Annotated in this window: 17 protein-coding genes; 6 read left to right on the forward strand and 11 right to left on the reverse strand. The window is 54.6% G+C overall.

Annotated features, from left to right (window positions below; translation table 11 throughout):
• Nucleotides 1-302: hypothetical protein (locus RDV48_17010; GenBank protein MDQ7824505.1), on the reverse strand; the 302-nt coding region annotated here is incomplete at its 3' end.
• Between the two features lie 548 nt (nucleotides 303-850).
• Nucleotides 851-1,288, reverse strand: a complete 438-nt coding sequence (locus RDV48_17015; protein MDQ7824506.1) for a PilZ domain-containing protein — start codon at nucleotides 1,286-1,288, stop codon at nucleotides 851-853.
• Nucleotides 1,289-1,545: 257 nt separating this feature from the next.
• Between RDV48_17015 and RDV48_17020 the strand changes: the two genes are divergently transcribed.
• Nucleotides 1,546-2,022 (forward strand): metallophosphoesterase family protein, encoded by a 477-nt coding sequence (locus tag RDV48_17020; GenBank protein MDQ7824507.1) that lies wholly within the window; start codon nucleotides 1,546-1,548, stop codon nucleotides 2,020-2,022.
• On the opposite strand, the gene RDV48_17025 is transcribed toward RDV48_17020, so the two are convergent.
• Nucleotides 1,976-2,875, reverse strand: a complete 900-nt coding sequence (locus RDV48_17025) for a YihY/virulence factor BrkB family protein (protein ID MDQ7824508.1) — start codon at nucleotides 2,873-2,875, stop codon at nucleotides 1,976-1,978. The two genes, RDV48_17020 and RDV48_17025, sit on opposite strands and share 47 nt — an antisense overlap.
• A 94-nt stretch (nucleotides 2,876-2,969) precedes the next feature.
• Between RDV48_17025 and RDV48_17030 the strand changes: the two genes are divergently transcribed.
• Nucleotides 2,970-3,959: a ribonuclease Z gene (locus tag RDV48_17030; protein ID MDQ7824509.1), complete on the forward strand. Its 990-nt coding sequence runs from the start codon at nucleotides 2,970-2,972 to the stop codon at nucleotides 3,957-3,959.
• Nucleotides 3,960-3,963: 4 nt separating this feature from the next.
• Here the strand turns inward: RDV48_17030 and RDV48_17035 are convergent, their stop codons facing one another.
• Nucleotides 3,964-4,767, reverse strand: a complete 804-nt coding sequence (locus RDV48_17035) for a lytic transglycosylase domain-containing protein (GenBank protein ID MDQ7824510.1) — start codon at nucleotides 4,765-4,767, stop codon at nucleotides 3,964-3,966.
• A 304-nt stretch (nucleotides 4,768-5,071) separates the two neighbouring features.
• Here RDV48_17035 and RDV48_17040 point away from each other — a divergent pair, with 304 nt between their 5' ends.
• Nucleotides 5,072-6,841: an MFS transporter gene (locus RDV48_17040; GenBank protein ID MDQ7824511.1), complete on the forward strand. Its 1,770-nt coding sequence runs from the start codon at nucleotides 5,072-5,074 to the stop codon at nucleotides 6,839-6,841.
• Nucleotides 6,842-6,856: 15 nt separating this feature from the next.
• On the opposite strand, the gene RDV48_17045 is transcribed toward RDV48_17040, so the two are convergent.
• Genes RDV48_17045 through RDV48_17055 form a run of 3 tightly spaced genes read right to left on the reverse strand, consistent with a single transcriptional unit; the run spans nucleotide 6,857 to nucleotide 8,456 of the window.
• Entirely contained in the window at nucleotides 6,857-7,420 is a 564-nt protein-coding gene (locus tag RDV48_17045; protein ID MDQ7824512.1) for a TlpA disulfide reductase family protein, read from the reverse strand.
• A 14-nt stretch (nucleotides 7,421-7,434) separates the two neighbouring features.
• Entirely contained in the window at nucleotides 7,435-8,142 is a 708-nt protein-coding gene (locus RDV48_17050) for a cytochrome c biogenesis protein CcdA (GenBank protein ID MDQ7824513.1), read from the reverse strand.
• The gene (locus RDV48_17055; GenBank protein MDQ7824514.1) at nucleotides 8,139-8,456 is read right to left on the reverse strand and encodes a thioredoxin domain-containing protein; all 318 of its coding nucleotides are present in this window, start codon (nucleotides 8,454-8,456) and stop codon (nucleotides 8,139-8,141) included. Before RDV48_17055 ends, RDV48_17050 begins: the two co-directional genes overlap by 4 nt.
• Nucleotides 8,457-8,670: 214 nt before the next feature.
• Between RDV48_17055 and RDV48_17060 the strand changes: the two genes are divergently transcribed.
• The 3 genes from RDV48_17060 (at nucleotide 8,671) to RDV48_17070 (ending at nucleotide 13,171) form a co-directional block, all read left to right on the forward strand.
• The gene (locus RDV48_17060) at nucleotides 8,671-9,246 is read left to right on the forward strand and encodes a peptidylprolyl isomerase (GenBank protein MDQ7824515.1); all 576 of its coding nucleotides are present in this window, start codon (nucleotides 8,671-8,673) and stop codon (nucleotides 9,244-9,246) included.
• Complete coding sequence (locus RDV48_17065; GenBank protein MDQ7824516.1) at nucleotides 9,243-11,534, forward strand: hypothetical protein; 2,292 nt, start codon at nucleotides 9,243-9,245, stop codon at nucleotides 11,532-11,534. Before RDV48_17060 ends, RDV48_17065 begins: the two co-directional genes overlap by 4 nt.
• Before the next feature lie 143 nt (nucleotides 11,535-11,677).
• Complete coding sequence (locus RDV48_17070; GenBank protein MDQ7824517.1) at nucleotides 11,678-13,171, forward strand: clostripain-related cysteine peptidase; 1,494 nt, start codon at nucleotides 11,678-11,680, stop codon at nucleotides 13,169-13,171.
• 29 nt (nucleotides 13,172-13,200) lie between these two features.
• Here RDV48_17070 and zwf read toward each other — a convergent pair whose 3' ends face one another.
• From zwf to tal, 4 genes are read right to left on the reverse strand one after another with little or no spacing between them, the layout of a single operon-like run.
• A complete protein-coding gene (zwf, locus tag RDV48_17075) occupies nucleotides 13,201-14,709 on the reverse strand; it encodes a glucose-6-phosphate dehydrogenase (GenBank protein MDQ7824518.1) in 1,509 nt (502 codons plus the stop codon).
• 12 nt (nucleotides 14,710-14,721) lie between these two features.
• Complete coding sequence (locus tag RDV48_17080) at nucleotides 14,722-15,180, reverse strand: superoxide dismutase [Ni] (protein MDQ7824519.1); 459 nt, start codon at nucleotides 15,178-15,180, stop codon at nucleotides 14,722-14,724.
• A gap of 25 nt (nucleotides 15,181-15,205) precedes the next feature.
• Complete coding sequence (gene rpiB, locus RDV48_17085) at nucleotides 15,206-15,670, reverse strand: ribose 5-phosphate isomerase B (GenBank protein MDQ7824520.1); 465 nt, start codon at nucleotides 15,668-15,670, stop codon at nucleotides 15,206-15,208.
• A gap of 9 nt (nucleotides 15,671-15,679) precedes the next feature.
• The gene (gene tal, locus RDV48_17090; protein ID MDQ7824521.1) at nucleotides 15,680-16,816 is read right to left on the reverse strand and encodes a transaldolase; all 1,137 of its coding nucleotides are present in this window, start codon (nucleotides 16,814-16,816) and stop codon (nucleotides 15,680-15,682) included.
• Nucleotides 16,817-16,865 lie beyond the last annotated feature (49 nt).

The following is a 16,865-nucleotide window of genomic DNA, read 5'->3' on the forward strand; positions in this document are numbered from 1 at the left end:
TCCGGCGCATGGAACTCATCTTCCCTGGAAAGAGGCCTGGGCGGCGGCATCGGGGCAGGTTCCGGCGCATGGAACTCAGGAGGGCTCTTTTCCTTCAGAGGCTGCATGCCATAGTCCTGCTGCGGTCTTAAATACTGGGTGACGGGGGGGTCATCAGGCATGGGGACTGGCGGCGCACCTTGCCTGAGTTCCTCTTTTGGCTGGCCTTTCAGAGAAATCTCGAGGTTCTTCAGGGTGTTTTTGAGAATATCTATCTCGGAGGGTCCCCGCATTCCCTCGTGCTGCTCAGGAACCTTCCGCACCGGTTCCTTTCCTTGCTTCTCATCCGGTGAATTCATAGGCTCTCGCGGCCTTCATGCCTTACAGTAAAAGCAGCCGGCCCTGTCGCCTCCTGATTTCATCTCTCCTTGACGTGTCTCAATAACGTTCGTTCGACGGAAAAAGGGAAATTTCCTCCACTTCCCTCTCCGGCCAGTGGCCCCTAAAAGTATAAGCCGGAGAAGGGGGGGGTGGGGGAACCATCCTTCTCCAGCTTACTTTTAGGAGTGAACACGCTTTGTTGCTGCTTTAATAGTATATCAGTTATACGTATGTTTCAGGGTCTTGACTGCCGCTCTTGCCTGCATTCACCCCTCTTTCGAGGTGAGAGCTGGTGTTTCGTTCATTGCTGCTTCCAGGCTGCGAAATAAGCAACATTACTTACAACAAAATGATAATCTATTTGTAGGGAATTTGCAATCAACAAAAAGAAGGAATTTTTCTTTACAAGAAAGGATCCCGGGAAAAAACTAAGACTTTTGGACTAGTCCTTGAGGACTAGATCGTGCTTTTCATGGTGACTTCACAGATTTTATGAACACAGCAGGGAGAAGCGGGGTGACACCGTGTTCTGTGCCAGAAGACTGTATATATAGCGTTTCATAAGGCACACATTTCGGCATGTGGGCGCAGTGAAGCGCGCTCCATATTCGTATGATTTCGATGACTTTCGTGACCACGATACCTTGAGGGGGAGAAGGAGCGGCGTCCCGTTGAATAAAAAAAGAATCTCCCCTTCCGTCTCAGGGGGAAGCTCATTGTCCATCGCGAGTTTTACCCCTCCCATGCTGATGTCCACTACCGTTGCCTGCAGGCATCTGCCGAAAAGGGTATAGAAAAAGGTAGTCTGGCCATCATGGCAGCGCAGTGTTCCCCGCCGCTCTGTATCGGTGTGAGAAACCCTGGTGCTGCGACGCTCCTCCTTGAAGAAAGCCCTGAACCTGCTGCTGAGGGAAGAGAAAATGCCCATCAATCTGCCGTCCGTTCCTGCGGGAAATATGACCTACCATGAATATCACATGAATCGGTGGCAAAGTAAATTAAAATATAACGACAAAAGATAACATTATGTAAACAAAAGTAACAATTTTGTAAATATCGCTCTTCGTGACGAAAGGAGATTCTCTCAGGGAATGATAATTTAAAGGTGGGCAGTCGCCTGCGCAAGAAGACCGCAGCAGGCAGGCCCGATAAAAAGAACCCGGAAAATTCACGGAGCGTGATGGAATGAAGCTCGGAGTTCTCTCCGATACTCACTGGCAGTCACCAGATCAGTTCGACAGGAGGCTTTTCAAAGTTTTCCACGATGTTGACGCCATCCTCCACGCGGGAGATATGGTCCATGGGGCAGTGCTCAGCCTGCTCGAAGGCTTCAGGCCCACCTATGCGGTCACAGGCAATTGCGATGAGTGGGATCTGCACGGGAGAGTGCCTGAGAAAAGGCTTATTGAGATAAGGGGATTCCGCATCGGCCTTATCCATGGATGGCGCCGTGATCTTCATTATCTTTCCGAACTGGGCAGGGAGTTTGACGGCGTACATGTGGTAGTGTTCGGCCATTCCCATTGTGCGGTCGAGGAAAACCGGGGGGGAGTCCTTTATTTCAACCCGGGAAGCGCCACATGCCCCCGCGACGGAGGGGGCCCGACGGTAGGAATCATTGAGATAGCAGGCATGTTGGAGACTTATCACGTCCCTCTCTGAGGCTTTTCTGTTCCAGATGGCCCACGTAGACCGAGGTAAATTCCCCGCCGACAAGATAAACATTTGAACAGACGAGGAGCCAGAATAGAAGACCGATGACACCGGCCATTGAGCCGTACACGATGCTGAAATGCGCCATATGCCTCAGGAAAAGAAAGTAAAGCATTTCCGAGGCTTTCCAGGCCGCGGTGGCCAGGAGCGCCCCGGGGATTGTGGAGAGAAAGGAAACCTTCCTGTTCGGCAGGATCATGAAAAGGAGCGAAAAAGCAAGGCACACGGAAAAAGGGATGAAAAAAAACCTTGTGATGAGACTGTGAGGCACCGGCTGCAGAAAAGAGAGAAAGCCCCAGGACGGCACAATCTTGACAAAGATATTGTAAAGCACCGAAAGGGAGAACACGGCTCCCACCAGGGGAATGAGCAGGAGTGCCATGAGGTTTCTCTGTAAGTAGCTGCGCGTCTCTTCGATATTCCATGCCTTGTTGAGACTATGTTCCATGGCAAGGAAAACCTGCCGTGCGGACCAGGCGAGGAGGATAAAGCCCACGAAGCTGAATTTCATGCCGTAGCGCTGCATTCTCAAGATGCTCTCCTGAATGAGTGAATTGAAATAGGGGCTCAGCTCGCTTGAGAGCACCGAGGACTGCTTGATCACCAGGGCGGGGCTGATGAATATGCTCATCGCGTAGGTGAAGATGATAAAAAGAGGAATAATGCAGAGAAAAAGATAAAAAGCAATACCTGCCGCCATGAAGGCACATCCATCCTTGGAGTACTGAAGGGCTGTCTCTCTGAGCAGTGCAAAGACAGTTCTGAAAGAAGCCCCAAGATTTGACAGGAAGTTTTTTTTCACAGGCAACAGGCATCGGCGATTGACTAGACTTCATGGTTATTATACACAAAATCCCTGAGAGGGCAAGGGCAGCCTGCAGTCTGAAGGAGGCGTCGTGGGAATCAGGGCCTATCTTGTGAATGAGGAGTATCAGGATCCGCTGCTTTTCGTGCAGTTTGACGGGCACAGGGAAGCGCTTCTTTTCGACTGCGGATACCTCTTTCCCCTTAAGATGAGGGATATCCAGAGGATTACCTCAATCTTCATCTCCCACACCCATTTTGATCATTTCATGGGCTTTGATCACATCCTGCGCCTGAGCCTGGAGCAGCAGAAGAGGATGGAGCTTTACGGCCCCCTCAATTTTGTCCAGCAGGCTGCCTGCAAGCTTGGAGGCTATTCATGGAATCTCTGCGGGAACCTGGAGCTGGACTTTGTTGCCTGCGAGGTCCAGGACGGCTCTATGGCGGAAGCGGAGCTGAAGGGGCGCGAAGCCTACAGGCTCTCAGCAATGTCGTCGAGGCCCTTCATCGGAGGCCTGCTGAAGGAGCACCCACTTTACACGGTAAGCGCAGCGGTTCTTGATCACAGGATCCCTTCGCTTGCTTTCTCAGTGAAGGAAAAGGATTCATTAAGGGCAAAAAACGAAGCACTGGAGAAGCTTGGCCTTGCGCCGGGCCCCTGGGTAGGCGAGCTGAAGGAGCTGGCCGAAGGCGGTGATTATGGTGACCGCTCGCTCACCGTGGAAGGCCGCACCTATCCTGCAAAAGCTCTCATCGACACCGTCCTCGAGGAGAAGAGGGGAAGGAAGATCTCCTATGTGGTTGACACCATATTCAATAAAGAGACAGTAAAGAGAATTGTGGCCCTCGCGGGCGGCTCCGATGATTTTTACTGCGAGGCTGCCTATCTTACGGCAGAGAAAGAGAAGGCCCGTGAAAACTACCATCTCACGGCCAAGCAGGCAGGCATCCTGGCCCGCGAGGCCCGCGTGGGAAAGCTCATCCCGATCCATTTCTCCAAGAGGTATGACAAGCGATACGGCGAGCTCATTGAAGAGGCTCGCCGTGAATTTCCCTGTGTGGAGCTCGGTCAGAAATACTAGGCCGCTATTTTTCCAGCGCTTTGAGGACTTTCCAGATATAGTGCCTTGCTGTATTATTGGGCGGGACATTCCCTGCCCTTGAGACTGCGCCGGGACCCTGGTTGTAAGCGGCAAGCGCCGTCTTCAGGTTCCCGAACTTGTCCAGCATCAGGCGTATGTACTTGGTGCCGGCCTCTATGTTCTTTTCCGGGTTCCAGTAATTGAATATCCCCATGTCGAAGGCTGTTGAGGGTTTGAGCTGCATGAGGCCGCAGGCCCCTGAGCAGGAGATTGCCGAGGGATTGAAGCTGGACTCGACCTCTATGATGGCCTTTATTATGTAAGGATTTACGCCGTAAAGCTTTGCGTGCCTGAGGATTATCGGTGAGATATCTTCCCTGACCTTTTTTCTCACGTACCGGGCTGCCCGCTCTGCCGTTCCTGAGCGGGAGGAGAGGGAACGGCGGCGGTGATCGCTGCCGGGAGTCGCGGAGCTTTTCTCGGTCTCGAGGGGCACCTTTTTCAGCACGGTAATATAGAGAGAAGGGAAGTTGAGGTATGCCTCGTCAGAGGTGTAATTCCAGTTCCCCGTCGATGACACGTCCTTGCCGCTGCCCTGGGAGCCCGGAACCTTCTCTTCCACGATGCCTCTGATGATGAGCTGCTCCATGTCGCCGTCTATGACAAGCGGTGCGCTCTCTTCCTGTGCTTCCACAACAGCGGGATTCTGGTCCTCCTGTGAGAACTGCTGAGCTGATGCGGGGGCAGTGAATACACTACAGGCGAAGATGGCAAGCATAAATGCTGCAAAATACAGTTTTGCCGTCATTACCCACCTCCTTTCAAGTACTGCATAGAGGGTTCTATGAACAAAAACCTCTAAAATGATAGCATGATCAGGGTGTCCTTGTCAAACCGGCATGGCCTGGCGGTAATCGCGAAAGAATGGTGAAACTCATGGTTTCTGATGCCCCGTCACGATAACCATGGCCCTTTCCCCTGCGGGGAAAAGGCCGCCGCCGGAGAAGGCCTGTTTTGCATGAAGCTCAGACCTTTTCTGACGTGAAGGAAAATCGGGGAATTTTACAGAATCCATGGAATTCCCTCGAGACCAGAGAGAATGGAGAAAAAACATGGTTCACTCCAATGATCTTGTGCAAAAAAGTCCGGAATATAAGTTTGAGCTCCGACGACTTGTGAACTGGCTCCCGCTTGGGATGATGTACGCGGCTTTTTATATGAGCCGCTATAATTTTACGGTGACCAACCCCGCACTCTGCAAAGAATTTGGATGGTCAAATGCGCAGATCGGCGGTGTTATCTCCCTGTCCCTGCTGGTCTATGGGCTGAGCGTTTTCCTCAATGGTCCGATTGCGGACAAGATAGGGGGGAAAAAAGCCATTCTCATCGGCTGCATCGGGGCGCTGGTTTTTAACCTGCTGTTCGCCGCCGGGGTATGCTTCAGGATTTTCAGCTGGGATAAAGCCCCCTGGGTCGGGCTTCTTACCTATTTTTCCGTGATATGGGCATTTAACATGTATTTCCAGAGCTTTGGAGCCCTCTCGGTGGTGAAGGTGAACGCATCATGGTTTTCAATTTCCGAGAGAGGCATATTTGCCGGTCTTTTCGGTGCCATGATCCAGTTCGGGAGAATACTTGCGGTGCCTGTAGGCGGTGTAATTCTTGCAACAAGCAGCTGGGAGTGGGTGCATGTGGTCCCCGCGATAGTTCTTGGTTTGATCGGCCTCCTCACGCTCCTGGTGGTGAAAGATACCCCCGAGGAGCTGGGATTTCCCCGCCAGGATGAAGTACTTGTTGTCGAGGAAAAGGAAGAGTCTCCCTCCCTCGGAGCCATATTGAAAACCATTCTCTTGAATCCTACGATGCTCATTATCACGGGCGCGATGATGGCAACCGGTCTTATCCGCCATTCACTGGAACAGTGGGCACCGAAATATTTCATAGACGTTCACGGCGTTTCGTCTGACTCAATGATTTTTATCCTTGCCTTCGCCGGGCAGGTGATGATTGGCATTTTCGGAGCCTTTGTGATGGGCAACGTCTCGGACAGGTATTTTCAGTCCCGCAGGGGGCCCGTCACTGCGATAGCGTATTTTGTGCAGGCTTTTCTTCTCCTGGCCTTTGCGCTCCTCAAGCCAGGCCCATGGCTCGCCGCGATCATTCTGATGCTTTTCTATTTTTTTCTCAATGGCTGCCATGGACTCATTGCAGGGACTGCAAGCATGGATTTCGGGGGGAGAAAGGCTGCGGCCACTGCCGCAGGGCTGCTGGACGGCTCCCAGTACCTGGTGGGCTCCATTGCAGGTATCGGCATGGGCATGCTTCTTGACAGGTTCGGCTGGGGCGCCTGGTCATGGAGTATCATCATATTTGCATTGATAGCAGGCGCGCTTATGGCCACAAGGTGGAATGTCCTCCCGCCAAGAGCAAAGAAACAGGAACTGGTAGTCTGCAGGAAATGCGAAGCTTCCTACCATATCAATGATGAGAGCTGCAGTCAATGCGGCGAGGCCAACCCGGAAATAACTCTGAAAAAGATAGTGCTGATGTCAAAGGAAGCTTTTAATACTGCCATATTCAGCATATTCATGTTCCTGTTCCCCCTCATCATCCTGATTTCAAAGGTTTTAGGGGGAATTGTAAAGCCTGAGACCAGGAGTGACAGCGTCAATTCCGTGCTGATTTTCGCATTTCTCGGTATTCTCATAGGTCTGCTTGCCTATAACCGCTCAATTGCCGCGAGGAGACTCATTGAATTGAAAAACATGGGAACCCAGTATCTTGAAATTGTGAAGCCATCTTCCTCATTGGCAAAGGCAGCCCTTATCCTGAGCGGCATTGCAACGGTATATGGATTTATCTGGCTGCAGAAGTGCCTTTAGTCTCCGCGCCGGCCCCTATTTCGTCAGAGGCTCCAGCAGTGCGTGGGGGTCATCGGGGAGGGCATGGCCTGAATAGTGCACCGCGCCCTTCCTGTCTATGATGAAATTCGTGGGGACGCCCACAAGTCCATACTGCTTTGCCACCTGGCCGTCCCAGTCGTTGAGGACTCTGTAGGGAATGGCCTCTTTCTCAGCGAAGGCCTGCAGGGTCTTCGCGCTTTCCTTGACACTCACCGCCAGTATCTCGAAGTTTTTGCCCTTCATGGACTCGGCAAGTTTCTTCAGCTCGGGGATCTCCTCACGGCATGAGGGGCACCATGTAGCCCAGAAGACGAGGAGGACCGCTTTTTTTCCATAGACTTCCGACAGGGTAATGGCGTCGCCCTTCAGGTCATGCAGCGTAAAATCGGGGGCCTTTGCGGGAGCCTGTCCTTTCGGTTCCAGAACAGCCCGCGGGGTGGGCGGCGAGAACGGGGAAGTCGTAGGCGAGGAAGCGCCTGCCGGCCCGGGAGCCTTTGCGCAGCCTGCGGCAAGGGCAATCAGCAGCGCGATGAGAATGGTGATCACTGTTTTTTCCATACAACCGGTTCCTTTCAGATTGATTTCTGCCCCGCGATGAAAATAAAATACTCCCCGATGCCGATGAGCACCGCTCCCATGAAGCGCCTCACCCGCTCCATCCACGGCCCTGCCTTGGGGAGGGACATGAGGATACCGGCAAAAGTCCCTATTGCCAGGATGATCAACCCCATGCCGAGGGAGTAAGTGAAGAGAAGCGAGATGCCGAAGAGCATGTTCTGCTTTGACGCCACGTAGGCAAGCGTGACGCCGAGCACCGCCGCCGTGCAGGGGCCGACGACAAGGCCCGAGAAGATCCCCAGGAAGAAAATGGCCACATAGCCGCTCCCTACCTTCTTTGACTGGAGGTTGGCGATGAATGACGGCATCCTGATGCTAAAGAGGTCAAACATGGAGAGGCCCAGGATAATGCAGACATTCCCCATTATGAGGTTCACCGCGGGCTTCTGGCTGATCTCGCCAAAGAGGCTTCCCGTGAGGGCGGCAATGGCCCCGAGGGCAGAGTACATGAGGGCCATTCCCATCACATAGACGAAGGAGAGGAAGAAGCCTTTAAACCTTGACCCGCCGGCCTGGCTCCCGATGAAGCTGACCGTAATGGGGAGCATGGTATAAATGCAGGGTTCAAAGCTTGTCAGTATGCCTCCCAGGAATACTGCAGCGAAGGCAAGCAGGGGTGAGCTCGTGAGATAGCTTCCAAGGTGTCCGACAAACTCGTTCACAGGTGCTTCTCCACAAACGACCTGAGAGGCCCTTCACCGAGGAACCCGAGATTTCTCTTCACTTCTTTCCCCTCCTTGAAGATGATGAGGGTGGGCGTCGAGAGGACAGCGTGATCGACGGCCAGTTTCTGGTCCTTTATGGCGTCAATCTTTACCACTTTCACCAGGTCCTCCATTGAAGCCGAGAGCTTATCCACAAGGGGGGCCAGGGACCTGCATGAGGGGCACCACTCAGACTGAAAGTAGGCGAGGACCGGGAGCCTTTCCAGCAGCACCTCCTGCTGAAAGGTTTTTTCTTCAACGTCTTTTACCATGGCAGCTCCTCCCTGATTCTGTTTCCATGACCTGCCTGCCCGTAAGGTAAGATGAATGACTCTACAAAAAGATTCATAAACAGGAAAGGATTTCCTGCTTTCCGGGGGGCTCCCAGCCGCCGCGGTGCCTTCTGCCTTCAGGCAGGTAAAAGCCCCCCTTTTTTTGAATTAGAATATACACTCAATCCTCGCCCAGTCTGAAAGGAGATCTGCCATGCGATTCGCCATTCTGTCAACGGTCGTTGCGCTTCTGTTGCTCACCGCTCCGGTACGGGGAGCCGATGCGAAGCAGTGGGACAAGACAGTCGTTCTCAGGACAAGCCAGGGAGACATTGTGCTCAAGCTCATGCCCTACGTGGCACCCCTGGCCTGCGAGAATTTCGTGAGGCTTGTCAAGAAGGGATACTACAACGGCCTCACTTTTCACCGCGTCATCAAGGGCTTCATGATCCAGGGGGGCGATCCCAATGGCGACGGGTCCGGAGGATCATCCATCTGGGGTAAGGACTTCAAGATCGAGGCGAGCACCCAGGTGAAATTTGATAAAGTGGGCCTTCTCGCCATGGCGAACAGCGGCCCCGACTCAAACGGCAGCCAGTTTTTCATCACCACGGGCGTGGAGACCACCAAGCATCTCAATATGAAATATACCATCTTTGGCAAAGTGACCAAGGGTATGGAGGCAGTGACGAAAATAGAAAATACCCCCACGGGCGCTGAAGACAAGCCTCTCAAAGCTCAAAAGATAATAAAGGCCTTTATCAAGGAAAGCCCCAAGGCGGGAAAATGAGCAGAAACCTGCTTATCATCACGGCGCTTCTTACTCTTGCGTGCCCTGCATTCAGGGGGGATGCCATAGCCATGGAGAAGAGCAGCTTTTCTATTGCAGAGGGGCACAACAGAAACTATTTCCTCGTCTCAGACGAGGCCCTCTGCCACCTTGTTCTCACCGACAGGTCAAATCCCCGGGTGCTCGTCAATTTCCCCGCGGGAAATTCCGGCATAGCTCTCTGGTTTTCCAGGGAAGAGCATGAGGGGCCTGAGATCTCCCTTGTCGAGGGGCTTGAGCCCGCCACAGACAAAAAGGGCGGCACAGCCGCCTCGTTCTCCGTAAGCTTCGGCAGGGGGAAGGCTGTCCTGTCAGACTGGGTTCTTGACAGCGTGAGGCAGGTCAGGAATTATGGAGACCCGCAGTCTGAAGATTTCAACAGTAAAAAGGAGCGCTATGGCGAGGATCATGCCGTGCCTCCCCACTGGATCAAGCCGGAGGTGCTGATAATAAATTCGCGCGATGGAACTGTTCTCTCCATTGAAAGGAAAACACTCGATAACGGCTCTTACCATCTGCTCCTCAAGTTTGCAGGCCCGGTGACGGTGAAGGAGCTCCCGTCGGGAAAGATCTCCATGGAGAGAGCTGACGGCTCGCCCCTTGCCTGCAAGGTGACCGCCTCGGTGCCCTTTGCCCCTCTTGCCCCCTTCAAGCGCCAGTCGCTCTTTTCTCCCGGGCTTCTCGCGTTCAGGGAAAGGCTGGCAGGGACAGAGGGGGCAGCAATGAAGTCCTTCGATGAGTCCCTCAGAAATCTTCTTTTTCTCTCGTCCCGGGAGAAATACTGTGCGGGATCCTGGCGTTTTCTTACGTACTTCGGGAGAGATACCATTCTCTCACTGCTGCTCATGAGGGAGGCCCTCACGGCTGAAGCCTTTTCCCTCGGGATGGAGAGCATTCTGGACAGGCTCTCCGACGAGGGCTCTGTGGCCCACGAGGAGGACATAGGCTCCTGGGCCGAGTTCAGGTACATAGAGGAAGCCCTTTCCCGGCCTTCCCGGGAGGCTCCTGTGAAAAGGGAAGCCTATTATGACTATAAGATGATCGACGATGACTTTCTCTTTCCTCTCATGGCGAAGGCCTGGCTTCTTGACGGCTCCATTTCCCTGGAGGTGAAAAGGGCCTTCCTGGAAGAGAAAAATGCAAGGGGCGAGAAGAACATCGTCTCGATGGCGAGAAACTGGGACTACGTACTGGGGAAAGCCCTGCCCCTCAGCGGGGGCAAAGCCGATTACAGGAACCTTATAAGGACAGGGCGCGGCGAAGAGGTAGGCGACTGGCGCGACTCCCGGGAAGGCCTGGGAGGCGGCGTTTATCCTGGGAGCGTCAATATCGAGATGGTGGCCCAGTGCATCTCTTCCGTCGATGCGCTGGCGGGCTCCGGCCTGTATCCCCCCTCTGACCTCCAGGCGATGGCGAGGTCCCGGAAGTGCTCCTCACTTGCCGAGTTTCTCTCCTGGGAGCCACGCCGGAGAAAACAGCTGGTGGAAGCCTGGCACGAAGCGAAGAGCCATTTTATTGTGTCACTGGAAGCCGGTGAGATGAGAAGGCGCCTCAGGTCCTACATGGACGGCGCGCTTGAGAGGGCCGAGAGGGCCGTGTTGATGAGGCAGCCTCTCGGCGAGGGGATCACCCTGCAGGATTTCCTGGACAAAGGCTCCGTACCGGCCTCACTTGCAAAGGGAATCGAGTTTTATGCACTCTCACTTGATGAAAAAGGCAATGCCGTCCCCGTCATGAACTCTGACTTCTCCTTCTGGCTTTTCCTGGGCGAGCCCGATCCCGGGGAGATTCGCTCAATGCTCAGGATCCTAAGGCTCCCATACCCTGTGGGCCTGAGAAGCGAGGCAGGCATATTCGTGGCAAATCCGGCATACTCGCCTGATAAGGCCCACTGGGTCACCCTCGGCAGGAAAGCCTACCATGGCACCGTCGTATGGAGCTGGCAGCTCTCGATGCTTGAAATGGGGCTCTCAGTGCAGATAGAGCGCTACAGGAATTTCAAGAGGAATGAGAGGCTCGTGGAAGAGATGTTGCCGGTCCTCAGGGACATAAGGGCTCTCCGTGAAAAGGCAGGCGCGCTTGCCAGCTCGGAGCTCTGGTCCTACAGGGTCAAGGGCCTGTCCCTTGTGCCGTCGCCTTACGGTGCCGAGGAGGGAAGCCAGGATGAGTCCAACGCGGTGCAGCTCTGGAGCACCGTGCTTCCCGCCGTGATGATGAAGGAGGCCTCAGTACTGGGCCTCGGGAAGTGAGGCAGGGTGGTGCCGAAAATTAACAAATTGTTATCCTGGGGCGCCTTGTGAGGCCCCGGCTTTTCTGGTAAAGTAAAGGGAGAAGAGCCTCATCCCTGCCGGACGGCAGGACATGGCACAACAGCAACAAGAGGTGATGCGAGATGGAGAGTATCCCCACTACAGGATTGATGCGCCCCGCGGGAAAAGAGCGATTCCTGGAGAAGCTCAGGGAGCGGGAAGAAGAGGCCCGGAGGCTTGCCGCTGTCAAGGCCGAGCAAAAGCCTGTCGATACCGCCGAGATTTCCTCGACGGCCTCATCAGGCAGGCCTGCCGTCAAGGAGGGTCCCCCTGAGCCGCCTCAGGCTCCAGAGAAGAAGGAGTGGACCGTTCTCTGCTACATAGACGGGAACAACGACCTTGAGCCTTATGCCACTTTCAGCATGCTGGATCTGGAGAAGGCGGGCTCAAGCAGAGAAGTGAATGTCCTCGCTGAGCTCGGGCGTATCTCCCAGGACAGGCTTAAGGAGATCAACGCACAGCTGGGGCGCCCCTATGAGCCCACTGGCATTGACGGCGACTGGGCGGGTGTGAGAAGGTACGAGGTGAAGAAGGATGACCCTGCCGACCCCGGAGCGGTACGCCAGATCAACTCTCCCGCTGTGGCGGACATGAAGGACGCCGACATGAGCAATCCCGCCACGCTCAGCGATTTTCTCGTCTGGGGCGTCAAGAAGTACCCGGCGAAGCATTATCTCGTGGTGCTGATGGATCACGGCGGTGGATGGCTCGGTGCCTTTACCGACGACGCCTCGGCGGGAGGCCACCACATTATGACGACACCGCAGATATCCCAGGCCTTCAAGGAGCTGGAAAAGCAGACCGGCGTGAAGCCGGATGTGGTGGACATGGTGGCCTGCCTCATGGGGAGCGGCGAGGTGGCCCACCAGGTGAAGGACTCCATGAAATACCTGGTGGCTTCAGAGGAGATAGGCACGACGGATTCCTTTGAATACAGCCCCAACGTGGAATTTCTCCAGAAGAAGGTGGCCTCGGGCGAGGAGTTCACCGCCAGGGACCTGGCGCGCCACCTGGTGACCTATTACGCCGACAGGCCCTCAGCCTTTGTCACCAAGTCCGCCATCGACCTTTCTAAAATGGGGGAGGTCAAGGACGCCATTGACGGCCTTGCCAGGGCCCTTATTGCCACCGATGCGAGCCCCGCCGCCATCAAGGAGGCAATCAACAAGGCTCAGAACTTCAGCCGTGTCTATTATCTCGAGTTTTACTCCCACTTCAGGGACCTTTACAGCGTGGCGGAACAGCTTGCAAAAAGCGACAAGATTGCCGATCCGAAAGTCAAGGAAGCCGCAGGCATGGTGATGAAATCGGTGAAGGAGGCTGTGATAGAAAAGGTATCCAGCCCTTACTCCCGGGAGGAGGTCCTGGATGTGAGCCAGTCCCCTGACGGGAAAGAGGAGATAACCCTTATGAAGGTCTCCAGGGGAAAGATGGAGGCTGAAGGCATCTCCATCTACGCGCCCACCGACAAAAAATACACTGATGACGGCGCCACGATGGGAAGATACGGCGCCCTGGACCTGGCCAGGGAGACCCAGTGGGACGAGTTTCTCAGGAAGAACACCATGGAGTCTTGAAAAGCCGCCTGGCATCCCCGGAAGGAACCTCACAGCCACATGCGGCCGTCCCTCTGGATAAGCTCCGCCGCCTCGGGGGGGCCCCATGTGCCGGCCTCGTAATCGGGGAAATCTCCCGGCTTCACTTCGTCCCATCTTTTTGTGATCGGATCGACGACGGACCATGCGGCCTCGATCTCGTCCTGCCTTGCAAAGAGCGTGAGGTCGCCCTTCATGAGATCAACAAGGATCTTTTCGTAAGGTGGGTGGCGCCTGATATGAAATGCCTCGTCGTAGTTGAAGTCCATGGTCACAGGGTAGATGGTGTTGGCTTTCCCCGGGTATTTTACTCCGAAGTGGATTGATATGCGCTCTTCTGGCTGTATGGTGAGAACGAGCACGTCGGGATCAAGAGTGTCGCAGGTGCTGCTGAAAAGCTTGAGAGGCGGCTGTTTGAAATGGATGCTGATCCTGGTGATACCTGAAGCGAGGCGCTTCCCGGCCCTCACGTAAAAAGGAACCCCGGCCCATCGCCAGTTGTCGATATGAAAGACTCCTGCAAAGAACGTGGGAGTTGCCGAGCCCCTGTCCACGAGCTCCTCTTCCCTGTAGCCTCTCACTGCCTCGCCGCCGATCCGGCCGGGGCCATACTGGCCTCTCACGGTAAGCCTGTCTATTGTCTCATCGTTCATGGGTCGGAGAGCCCTGAAGACTTTTACCCTCTCATTGCGGATGAGGTCGGCTTCGAAGGCTGCGGGGGGCTCCATGGCGGTGAGGGCGATGAGCTGCAGCAGGTGGTTCTGGACTATGTCACGCACGACGCCCGTTTTTTCATAAAAGCGGCCTCTGGCCCCAATCCCTATCTCTTCGGCCACGGTAATCTGGACGTGATCGATATAGAGCCTGTTCCAGAGGGGCTCAAAGATGCTGTTGGAAAAGCGGAAGAACATGATGTTCTGCACTGTGTCCTTGGCAAGGTAATGATCTATCCTGAAAATATTCTGCTCCCTGAAAGCGGCAAGGGCAATGCCGTTAAGCTCCTCCGCCGAGGGCCTGTCCCAGCCGAAGGGCTTTTCCATCACGACCTTCCCGGCAGGGAAGCGGGCTGTAATCATTGCAGCGTTGAGTTTTTCAATAATGACTGGCGAGAACTCCGGCTGCACGGCAAGGTAATAGATGATGCCGTTCTTTGCCGACTCATGTTCCTTCAGGAAGTTATGGAGCAGCTCATAGTGCTCTTCCCTGGTGACATCCATGGGGAGGTAGCTGATGTGGGAGGCAAAGCTGGCAAGGCATCCTTCGCCGGGCTTCTCCCTGCAGTTCTTCCTTACCGACTCCATGGCGAACTCCCTGTACTCCTCAATGCTCCTGGGCCTGGTGCCCACGCCTAGAATTATGGAGTCATGGGGAAAGCGGTGATCGACAAAGGTATGGAAGAGGGCGGGGAGGAGCTTCTTCTGGCTCAGGTCCCCCGTGCCGCCGAAGATGACCATCACGAAAGGGCTGATGTTGAGGCTCTCTACAGGAATATTGCAGACATAAAGGCCGCTTTCCTCCATAATGCCTCCATGCTAAGGCTTTTTCATATACAGGGTTTTGAACTGCCTGAGCAGATCCCGCAGTTTCTCCACGTTCTTGAGGTCCGTGGTCTGCTTTGCTTTCGCGCCGTAAATAAGCATTTCATGGAGGAGGGCAATCTTCTTCAAGTAAAGGGCGCGGTTCTCCTTGTCGCTTTCATCGGCGGGCTTGACGCGCTGCGTCAGAAAATACTGCGAGACCGAATGCTGGAACTCATCGGCATGGTGCTCTTTGTTCATTATCCAGCGCACCATCTGATTGTAGTTCAGATCTTTTTCCCCGGAGAGGCGGATGATTTCATTGATTGACTTCTCAATGGTGGTGAGGTGCTCCTCCATCTTGATGAAGGTATTTTCATCATCATAGATGCCGCAGGGGATCTCGCAGTGGGCAAAGGCTCCCGCAGCGGCAAGCAGCGAAAACAGAAGGGTGAGGACGAGGGTTTTTCTCATTGAACGCTCCTCCTTTGCATTTTATTTATTGAAGATATCTATTCTCAATGGCGGTAATTTTATTCACCCGCGCGAGGTGGCGCCCCCCCGCGAAAGGTGTGGCAAGCCATACTCTCACCATTTTTTCCACCAGGTCCCTGTCAAAGGGGCGACCGGCAAGGGCAAGCACATTGGCGTCATTGTGCTCACGGCTCAAGCGCGCCGTCTCCTCGTCTTTCACCAGGGCCGCCCTTATGCCTTTCACTTTGTTGGCGGCAATCGAAGCCCCAATTCCCGTGCCGCAGGAGAGAATCCCCAGGCTTGCCCTGCCACCCGCGACCCTGAGAGCAACTTTTTCGGCAACATCAGGGTAATCGACGCTCTCAGTCGAATGAGTTCCCTCATCATCAACGGCATAGCCCAAGGAGGTCACAAGAGATTTCACGAACTCCTTGAGCTCGTAGCCCGCGTGATCGGAGCCTACCGCTACCCTTGTTTTTTGTGCTTTCATCGCTTTACCTTATCCTTTCGCGGCAAGTTTCCTTGACTTGGCCTCAAGGCTCGCAAGAAGCGAGTCAAAGGATTTTTCAAAGGACACGAGTCCCTCAAGGAGGAGCTTCTCGCAGACATCGTCCAGGGATATGCCTTCCCTTGAAAGCTCCGCTACGAGGTCGGAAGGCTTCCCGGTGCGCTCTGCCAGCGAGTCTTTCACTTCTCCGTGCTCGAGGAACGCGTTGAGGGTCTGTTCAGGAATAGTGTTCACCGTGTTTTTCACGATGAGCTCCTCGACGTATTTCACGTCGCGGTATGCGGGGTTCTTGGTGCTTGTCGAGCCCCAGAGAACCCTCTGGAAATTCGCGCCCTTTTCCTTGAGGGCAGTAAACTCCGGCAGGGCGAAAAGCTCGCGGTGCTTTTCACTGATGAGGAGTGAATTGGCAACGGCCGCCTTTCCCTTGAGAGCCTCAAGCCTTCCCTTTGCGGCGGGGTCTTCAGTGCCCTGGATCTTTTCATCCAGAAGCCTGTCCACTGCCGAATCTATCCTGCTCACGAAGACGCTTGCCACCGAGTGGACTGCTGCCGGGGAGCCGCCTCCCTTTACAAGCTTTTCAAGGCCTTTCATGTAGGCCCTGGCAGTTTTTTCGTACTGGCGCTGAGAGAAAATAAGCGTCACATTGACGTTGATACCATGGGAGAGAATCTCCTCGACGGCGGGAAATCCTTCATCGGTGGCAGGGACTTTCAGCATCAGGTTGGCTCTGTTGACCTTCCGGTGAAGCCTCAGGCCCTCTTCCACGGTCTCCCTGGCGTTCCTGGCGAGTTTCGGGTTTATCTCAAGGCTCACGTATCCGTCATGACCCCTGGTAGTCTCGTGTATGGGGAGAAACAGGTCCGCCGCCTCCTGGATATCTCTCACTGTGAGCTCGTCATAGATGGAGAAGAGGGGCAGGCCCTTTTCCGCCAGGCTCCTTATCTCGTCGTCGTAGTCCTCGCTCTTGCTTATGGCGTTATCAAAGATGGTGGGATTGGACGTGAGGCCCAGGAGCCCCATGAAGGTAAGCTCCCTGAGCCTGCCGCTCCTGAGAAGCTTCCTGTTGATGTTGTCAAGCCATACGCTCTGCCCCAGCTTTGCAAGGTCGTGCATCCTGGTTTTCGGCATGGATTTCCCTCCTTACATGTTTGATGTTTTTCCTCTGCGCGTCTCTATC

It is taken from the genome of Candidatus Eremiobacterota bacterium (assembly GCA_031082125.1).
Classification (GTDB): Bacteria; Vulcanimicrobiota; CADAWZ01; order CADAWZ01; family Ess09-12; genus Ess09-12.